At 35.3% G+C, this 8529-nt stretch carries 7 protein-coding genes and 1 pseudogene; 4 read left to right on the plus strand and 4 right to left on the minus strand.

The window, feature by feature from the left end; genetic code table 11:
• Positions 1-251: pseudogene (locus tag F6K18_RS33205) on the plus strand (hypothetical protein); the annotation flags it as partial.
• A gap of 218 nt (positions 252-469) precedes the next feature.
• Here the strand turns inward: F6K18_RS33205 and scpB are convergent.
• Positions 470-982, minus strand: coding sequence for an SMC-Scp complex subunit ScpB (gene scpB / locus F6K18_RS33210; protein ID WP_287274214.1), 513 nt, complete (start codon positions 980-982; stop codon positions 470-472).
• A 564-nt stretch (positions 983-1546) separates the two neighbouring features.
• Here scpB and rpmI point away from each other — a divergent pair.
• The 3 genes from rpmI (at position 1547) to F6K18_RS33225 (ending at position 2773) form a co-directional block, all read left to right on the plus strand.
• Entirely contained in the window at positions 1547-1744 is a 198-nt protein-coding gene (rpmI, locus tag F6K18_RS33215) for a 50S ribosomal protein L35 (protein ID WP_124142915.1), read from the plus strand.
• Between the two features lie 18 nt (positions 1745-1762).
• On the plus strand, positions 1763-2119 hold the full coding sequence (rplT, locus tag F6K18_RS33220) for a 50S ribosomal protein L20 (protein WP_124142898.1): 357 nt from the start codon (positions 1763-1765) through the stop codon (positions 2117-2119).
• Positions 2120-2242: 123 nt separating this feature from the next.
• Entirely contained in the window at positions 2243-2773 is a 531-nt protein-coding gene (locus tag F6K18_RS33225; RefSeq protein ID WP_287527269.1) for a tetratricopeptide repeat protein, read from the plus strand.
• 154 nt (positions 2774-2927) lie between these two features.
• Here F6K18_RS33225 and F6K18_RS33230 read toward each other — a convergent pair whose 3' ends face one another.
• The 3 genes from F6K18_RS33230 to F6K18_RS33240 form a co-directional block, all read right to left on the minus strand.
• Positions 2928-3059, minus strand: a complete 132-nt coding sequence (locus F6K18_RS33230; RefSeq protein ID WP_287527271.1) for a hypothetical protein — start codon at positions 3057-3059, stop codon at positions 2928-2930.
• 353 nt (positions 3060-3412) lie between these two features.
• The gene (locus tag F6K18_RS33235; protein ID WP_287527273.1) at positions 3413-7492 is read right to left on the minus strand and encodes a PAS domain S-box protein; all 4080 of its coding nucleotides are present in this window, start codon (positions 7490-7492) and stop codon (positions 3413-3415) included.
• A 748-nt stretch (positions 7493-8240) separates the two neighbouring features.
• Positions 8241-8529 (minus strand): transposase (locus F6K18_RS33240; protein ID WP_287527275.1); only part of this gene is annotated, 289 nt, incomplete at its 5' end.

Genomic DNA, 8529 nt, shown 5'->3' on the forward strand with positions numbered 1-8529 from the left:
ATCAAGTAATAACAGTTCCAGAACAAGGTTGGGCAGGAATAAAAAATGGAGAGTTGTTAAAATTAGCATCATCAAGTTTTGATGCTTTTATAACAATAGACCAAAACTTAACTTCACAACAAAATCTGCAACAAATTGATTTAATAATAATCGTTTTCGTTCATACAATATTCTTATTTTGGCTACCCTTATTGATTGAACCCATATGCTCGCTCTTCTATCATCCCTTTGATTGGCCTTGGCAGTTATAATTATTGCCTATCCCATTAGACATCTGGTAAAAATCAAAAATCAAATCAATTCTCACACATAAATTATCAATTATTTCCCCTCCTGGGAGGGGGAGGGGCGAGGGGTGGGTTCCCTACTGCCTACAGCAAAGCTGCCTACTGCCTCATTTGGAGGAGATGTCTATTATATTGAGTGGATACGATTCTGCCTACTTAAGAATTATTTGTATTTCCAAATTTTATTCCTCTTCATCATTAGATAAAGAATTAAGGTCAAGTGATAATTGTTGGGGAAGTTGATCTAGTTGGAAATACTGATGAAATTTATCTGTGACTTGTAACCAATAAGAACGAGATTCCTTTTGACGACGTTTACGAACAAACCCCAAGGTAACAAGTTCTGGAACGTGCTGATAAACTCCTGAACCACGAATATCTACTAATTCTGATTGAGTAATACCTCCTTTGAGGGCGATCGCTGCTAAAGTCCTCAGAGCACCTACTCCCAACTCTGGTTGAATCAAAGATTCTATCAACTCAGCAAAAGTTGCTTTGAGTTGAAGACTATAACCTTTTTCTGTTTCTATAACTTCTAAGGCAGTATGTCGATGGGCATATTCAGACATTAATTCGATTAAAGCATCTTTAACTTGGCCACGCTCACATTTGGCAATTTCAGCAATTTCAGAAATGGAGAGGGGTTGTCCTTTGAGGTATAAAATTGCCTCAATTTTACTAGGAAGACTAAACATTTAGTATCATTACTTTGGGGTTCAAGAATTTAGAATTTAGAATTTAGAATTACCTCTTCTTATAAATAAGAGGATTGGATCGATGGATTTTTTTTCTTCTCTTAGTCGATTGGATATGGCTCCGAAAGCAGCTCTGATCAGAGCTGCTTTCCTTACGGAATGCTACCGCAAACGCGGTTCGCCATCCCTCCACCGCTTTTTTCTCCATGAATGGAGAGGCTTTATACCTTAATTTTTCGGTAATTGTGATTAGAAAACTTTGCTCATCAATGAAGCGCAAAGTAGTCTAGTCTGATTTTTTTATCATAAGGTTGTTGTTAGGTCAAACTTGAAGTCCAAATCTAATATCATGTCTGGTAGCAAAGGTCAGGAATAAGGAAGAAGGAAGAGGCAGGAAGCTTAAGAGCAAGAAAAAAAGTTAAGTCCTATATAAATCATCAATTATTTATCCCTGTTCCCTGTTTTCTATTCCCTCTTTTCTGGACATATCCAATAAAATAGGTATTTGATTTTAACAAATTTTTGTGCTATAATAAAACATTGTGTCTAAAATTACTGCAAATCATGCCAAAACTAAAAACTCGCAAGGCGGCAGCTAGACGCTTTAAAGTCACAGGCAGTGGAAAAATCATGCGTCGTAAAGCTTTTAAGAGTCATCTGTTGCAACATAAAAGCTCCACTCGCAAGGGTCGTCTTTCTAAAATGGCTCTTGTCCATGAGACTAATGAAGAAAATGTACGTTTAATGCTTCCATATTTGTAAAATTTTAGGGGAAAATTTATGACCAGAGTCAAAAGAGGTAATGTTGCCCGTAAACGCCGTAACAAAGTTCTTAAACTAGCTAAAGGATTTAGAGGTAGACAGTCTAAACTATTTAAAGTAGCTAACCAGCGAGTTATGCAGGCGTTACGCAATGCCTATCGCGATCGCCGTAAACGCAAACGGGACTTCCGTCGTTTATGGATTACTCGGATAAATGCTGCAGCTCGTCAACAGGGCATGAGTTATAGTCAACTGATAGGTAATATGAAAAAAACTAATATTGCCATTAACCGTAAAATGTTAGCCCAATTAGCAGTTTTAGATCCTGAAACTTTTGCTAAAGTAGTTGAATTAGCAAGTCAAGCTAAAGGATAATATCAACTAGAAGATTTAGGGAGTTGGGAACCGGGAATTTTTATGACAGTTACTTCCTACTTCCTACTCCACTCCATAAGATTTCAAATCTAGCCTTATTACTTATAAAAATTAATATTAATTATGGATAGCACTCTACCAGTTTTATACCTATTAATACTACTGATATTATTGTCTGTGGCAGGTATATTTGTCATTCGCCAGATTGCGAAGACAAGGAAAACTGAAATTCAGCTTTCTAATTTGAAAAGTAAACTGACAAAAGAACAGGGAACAATAGATGAATATTATCAGCTTGGCAGTATATTTTTAGAAAAAAAATTGTATTCTCAAGCAACTGAATTGTTACAAAAATCTCTGAAATTAAAAGGTTCAGAAAATTCAGAAAGTTTTGCTAAAATTTATAATGCTCTTGGTTTTTCTTACTTTGCTAAAGACCAATACGATATTGCTATTAGGCAATATAAAGAAGCATTAAAAATAGACCCTAGTTATGTAACTGCCTACAATAATTTGGGTCATGTTTATGAGAAGAAAAAATTAACTGCTCAAGCTTTAGAAGCGTATGAGTCAGCACTAAAATGTGACCCAAACAATGATACTGCGAAAAGACGTGCAGAATCTATGAGAAAACGTTTAATACCATCTTCATAAAATCTTAATTAGTTAACTATTAGCTATCTCCAGAAAATAAACTTGCTCTTTATTTAACATAAGCTAGAGTTGTAACAGTCACTTACAAAATAATTTTTCGTGTCTTTGGCGTGAAAATCTATTCCCTGTCCACAGTTATATCATGTCCGGATAATTAGTGATAAAAAAACTTTCTCCTTCTCTTCTCCTTTCTTCCCTCCTGACTCCTGACTCCTGTACGTCGCCAATCTGACGGCTCCCCTACCTGACTCCTCCGTCGTTTATTTATAACTGTTCTACCGGACATGATATTATATAATGTCCTCCCTCCGGGGGAGCTGCACTAACGGATAATTACTTATAACAAAGTTTTTGTTTGTAGTTTTGCTCTAGCCCTTACAATATTTATATTAGGGATAGAGCAAAACTACGAGCCTAATTATAACTGTTCTACCGAACATGATATTAAGTGTTCCCTGTTCCCTACTTCTGCAAAAAGTCCATTCTTTTTCGCAGATGTGTATTAGACATCTCCAAAAATAAAAAATAAAATCAATTCTTATCCAGAAATTATCAATTATTCTTCTCTGTTCCCTGTTCCCTGTTCCCTGTTCCCTGTTCCCTGTTCCCTGTTCCCTCTTTTCTGGAGATGTCTATTAGCTATTGACTACTGAGCTTCATCGGAATTTTGATCACAAACTCTGTACCTTTTCCAAGATTAGAGTTAAATTTTAGGCTACCGCCATGTTTCTCAACTACAATTTCATAGCTAATAGACAATCCTAGTCCAGTACCTTTACCAATATCCTTAGTGGTAAAAAAAGGATCGAAAAGATGTTCTTTAGCTTCTGGTGCAATACCAGGTCCATTATCCCGAATACACATTTGTACAAATTTACCAACAACTTTAGTGGAAATGTCAATTAGACTTGGTTCTAATTTAATTTGTTCGGTAGTCCGCTTTGCATCTTTTTCTTCAATAGCATCAATGGCATTACTAATAATATTAATAAATACCTGATTAAGCTGTCCTGGATAACATTCCACTGGTGGAAGATTACCATAATTTTTAACAATCTCTATTGCCGGAAGATGATCTCGCCTATTAATGCGATTGTATAAAATAGTAAGAGTACTATCAATTCCTTCATGGAGGTTAGCTTGTTTCTGTTCAGCTTCGTCAAGGCGTGAAAAATTTCTCAAAGATTTGACAATATTTTCAATACGATTAGCTCCTAGCTTCATTGAATTAAAAAGTTTTGGTAAATCTTCTTGCAAAAATTCTAATTCTGTCGCTTCTATTTCTTCCTGAATTTCAGAATGTGGGTGAGGATAATGGGTTTGATATAGCTCAATCAAATTGAATAAATTTTGAGTATATTCCTTAGCATGAGAAAGATTGCCGTAAATAAAACTGACGGGATTATTAATTTCGTGAGCTATTCCTGCTACAAGTTGACCCAAGCTAGACATCTTTTCATTTTGAATCATCTGAGCTTGAGTCCGCTTCAATTTTTTGAGAGTAGTTTGTAATTCTCTTGTCTTGCTGCGACTTTGATTATATAGTTCTGCTTGAGTCAAGGCAATATCTAACTGTTCCACTACAGCTTTTAGTAAACTAATTTCTGTATCACTCCAGTGGCTTATCTGAGTGTGATTATGACATACTAATGCTCCAATTTGACCTGATGTTTTTTGAAAGGGAACAGACAGAAAAGATTGAATTCCTATTGATTTGAGCAATTTTCTAAAGATTCGATCTGGTTCTAAGTCAGTATCAACTACTTTGATAACTTCTAAATGCAAAGCCTTCTGATTGATCGAACCGAATATTGAAGCTGGATATTTATCTGGTATATCGGGCAAACCTGGAATTTGAGATACATTACTAGAATACCAATAAGGTTCTTCTGCATCAGTGCAATACCAGGAAAAAAGGCATCGATCTGTTTGCATCAACTCCCGAACTCTATTGAGAGTAGTATTTAAAATAGTTTCAATATCCAGAGACTGGCGTATCTGACTGATAATTTGGTTAAAAAGTTGTTCTCGTTGAACCTTTTCTCGTAACTTTTGTTCAGTACCCTTGAGTTCAGTAATATCTCTTGTCATACCTACAATACCAATAATATTGCCTTCAGCATCTTGAAAAGGTGTTTTTGTCGTGAGGAAGGTTCTGAGTTGACCTTGTATGGGCACAATTTCCTCATAATCTTTTGAAATGCCACTATTAATAGTTTGGCGATCGTTATCTCTGACTTCTCGTACAACTTCAAGAGGCAATATAGCTGTATCATCCTTGCCAAGAATATCCTCAACTGATTTATTAAAACTATTGGCAAAAGCAGTGTTAACTAACAGAAATTCTCCTTGTAAATTTTTGGCAAAAATTAAATCTGTCGTACTATTAATTACTCCATTTAATAAGTTATAACTCTCTTTGATTTTGGCTTCTGCTTGCTTGCGATTGCTAATATCCCTACAAATACAAATAAGTCCTACATCTGTCATTGTCAAAGCAATTTCCTGGAAGAACTTTGTACCATCTTTGCGTTTAGCAACACACTCTCCCCGCCAAAAACCTTGTTGAGAAATTATAGGAAAAGCCTCTTTCTTTATACGTTCTATTTGTTCCTGTTCATATAAAATCTGCCAACTTTTACCCAGTAACTCTTCTGGGTTATCGTACCCGAGAATCTGCACATGAGCATGATTTATGTATGAGTAATGTTCTCCATCAACTAAAATTGCAATCCCATCAATTGCTGCTTCAATTGCCATCATTTGCTGTTTGAGTTGTTCTTCTACTCGCTTGCGTTCAGTGATATCTGCATAAGTACCGAGAATACCGAATATTCTACCTTTTTCATCAACTAAAGGAACTTTGCAAGTATCTAACCAAACCAGATTGCCATTAGGTAGCTGTCTTTGTTCAACTAAGTGCATTTGTGGTTTGCCAGATAACATAATTTCTTGATCGCTCTGTTGTTCTAATCTTGCCTTCTCCTCACTCAAGGCAAAATTATAGTCTGTATTACCAACAATTTCTTCGCAAGATTGGTGATTGATTTCTCTAATAAACGTACTATTACAACCTTTGTAAATACTATTGCAGTCTTTCCAGAAAATAGCTTGGGGCAAAGTATCTACAATAGTTCTGAGTAACTGTCGTTGTTCGACTAATTCAGACTGAATTTTTTGGCGTTCTGTGACATCATGTGCCATACTGAAAAGACTAATTAGCTGATGAGCATCATCATAAAACGCAAAATTGTGCCACTCACAAATAATAATTTTTCCTGTTTTAGTTATGTTTTCATTAATATTGAATGTTCCTCCTGTTCCTGCAAGTAACTGTTGAATTACTTGAGCTACATCATCCTGAGCTGAGGGAGGAACAAGATTAAATTCTGAGGTTGACTTACCAAAGACTTCTGCTTTGCTATAACCAAAGATTTTTTCTGCAGTATGATTCCAGTCAACAACGCGAAAATCAGCATCAAATTCTATTGCAGCTAGAGGAGACTTTTCAAAAAAATATCTTAATTTTTTTTTGCTCTGACGCAAGGCAACTTCAGTTTTCTTTAGTTCAGTAGTGTCAAGAATAATGCCATCCCAATAGACATTTCCATCTTTTTGTTTGCATGGCATTGCAGTTGCTTGTAGCCACTTGAACTTGCCAGAAGGAGTGGTAATTCTATATTCTGTTTGCCATATTGCTTCAAGTTTGAATGCCTGAGTTACAGACTGCTGAACAGTAGGGAGATCGTCGGGGTGAACTAATTCCCACAACATACTATTATCCTGAAGGGCAACTTCTGGTTCGACTTCGTAGATATCATCACAACCGTCGCTCAGAAAAGTAAATTTTCCTATAGGATTTGTAGGAGATTGGTAATATTGATAAAAAAGTCCAGGGGTGCTATCAGCAATACGTTGCCAACAAGCTGTAACTTCTTGTAGTTGTGCTGCTGTGTGCTTTTTCTCAGTGAGATCTTCGATGGATACTACTATACCTGTCACATTTCCTTCTTGGTCATGGAGTGGTATTTTGTTCGTCTCGATCCAAGCTTGACTACCATCTGGACGATGTTGGGTTTCTATAATATTAAACTCTGGGGTGTTAGTTTCCATAATTCTCAAATCGCACTCCCGATACCACTCAGATTCTTCTTTGGTCGAAGGGAGATCGTAATCAGTTTTACCAATAATTTCTGTAGGTGATGAAAAACCACAAATTTGAGCAGCATAACGGTTGCACCCTAAAAAAACGCTGTTGCGGTCTTTCCAAAAAATCATTTGAGGTAAGCTATTGATAATTGAGTATAATAACTGTTGCGACTTTTGAACCTGTTTCAATTCAGTGATATCTTGAGAAAATGTTACTAAATAACTAATTTTTCCTTGACTATTACGCAGAGGAATTTGATGGATAGCTAAATAGCGTTCTTCTGTATGATCATTTAGTTTGAGTTGGGTAGTTTTTTCTACTGGATGTCTATGGTTTGTCTCCCTGCTGAATTTTAAAATTTCTGTTTGATTTTCATTGCTGAGTTGTTGAAAAGCACGATTACTATAAAATATTTCCTGGTTCGTCAAATTTTGACAAATCAAGTTTTCAGGTAAAATATCTAATATTTGCTCCAACTGATATAAACGTTCTTGAATAATAGCATTTTCATTTTGTAAATCAACTAACTGTTTTTGGCAGGTGCGCAAACTATTGACATCAGATTTCATAACTTTTTACTCGCTAATATTAGGAAATTATATTATTTTGATTAGTTGAACATTCACTAATATCATAACTAATATCATTGTTTTTGACATCTGTATTTATATATAGTTAAAGCGTACTAATTTTGATGGGGTTCACAAAAATAAGAGCCAATAACTCTACTGCTATAGATTATGTCATTAGGTAGGTAAAGACTAAATACCATTTTGGTTTCAACTGTAAAAATATTTGACAGGAAAAAGACAAAATGATGATAAAAAGGAATCAGAATAATGATATTGTCCATGGCAATTATTTTCTGGGTTTGCTTAATGACTTTGCACTCTAAAGCAAATCCTTCTCTGTAGCGATCGCTATAATTTGCTTGCTGGGGTTGAAATTGTTTTTCTCAGATTAGATCGCCATATTTATTAATATTACTGACATCACTACTTATAATATTATGTCCGTTTAATAACGTTATGGAAAAAACCGAGCTTCTAGCTTCAAAGGAGACTATTTAGTTTTTTAAATGTCTCCTTACTGACTAGAGTTGAGTAGTAGTTACCCATCATCTGATTACCGGATTTAATTTATTAGTTTTTTAAATGTCTCCTTACTGACTAGAGTTGAGTAGTAGTTACCCATCCTCTGATTACCGAATTTAATTTAGCGGTGTTGGTGATTTGAGGTATGATATCATGCCTGAATAATTAGTTAACAAAAAACTTTCTCTTATACTACTCTTTCTTCTTACAGCGCTTTCCGTTGTTATGAGGTACAGTAACAGCACTTAGCAAACCAGTTTTTTAAATGTTGAGGATTCATTAAGTTAATTGCCACAGAGATGATTCTATCAACCATTTTTGCTGTAGTTGGAGAAAAGCTCCGTAAAAAAGATTTTAATTGTGACCACCATAATTCAATGGGATGAAAATCAGGAGAATATGGAGATAAATTTATGACTTTAGCTCCTACAGATTCAATTCTATGTTCAATTGATGCTAGTTTATGTGCGGGTAAATTATCCATAACTACTACTGCTCCTGGCCATAAATCA

Origin of the sequence: Okeania sp. SIO2C2, assembly GCF_010692625.1 — a bacterium.
Taxonomy (GTDB): Bacteria; Cyanobacteriota; Cyanobacteriia; order Cyanobacteriales; family Microcoleaceae; genus Okeania; species Okeania hirsuta.

Excerpts from the sequence above, each read along its gene's own strand:
- scpB (WP_287274214.1), bottom strand. The coding sequence starts at position 982 with ATGTTTAGTCTTCCTAGTAAAATTGAGGCAATTTTATACCTCAAAGGA.
- rpmI (WP_124142915.1), top strand. The coding sequence starts at position 1,547 with ATGCCAAAACTAAAAACTCGCAAGGCGGCAGCTAGACGCTTTAAAGTC.
- rplT (WP_124142898.1), top strand. The coding sequence starts at position 1,763 with ATGACCAGAGTCAAAAGAGGTAATGTTGCCCGTAAACGCCGTAACAAA.
- F6K18_RS33225 (WP_287527269.1), top strand. The coding sequence starts at position 2,243 with ATGGATAGCACTCTACCAGTTTTATACCTATTAATACTACTGATATTA.
- F6K18_RS33230 (WP_287527271.1), bottom strand. The coding sequence starts at position 3,059 with ATGTCCGGTAGAACAGTTATAAATAAACGACGGAGGAGTCAGGTAGGG.
- F6K18_RS33235 (WP_287527273.1), bottom strand. The coding sequence starts at position 7,492 with ATGAAATCTGATGTCAATAGTTTGCGCACCTGCCAAAAACAGTTAGTT.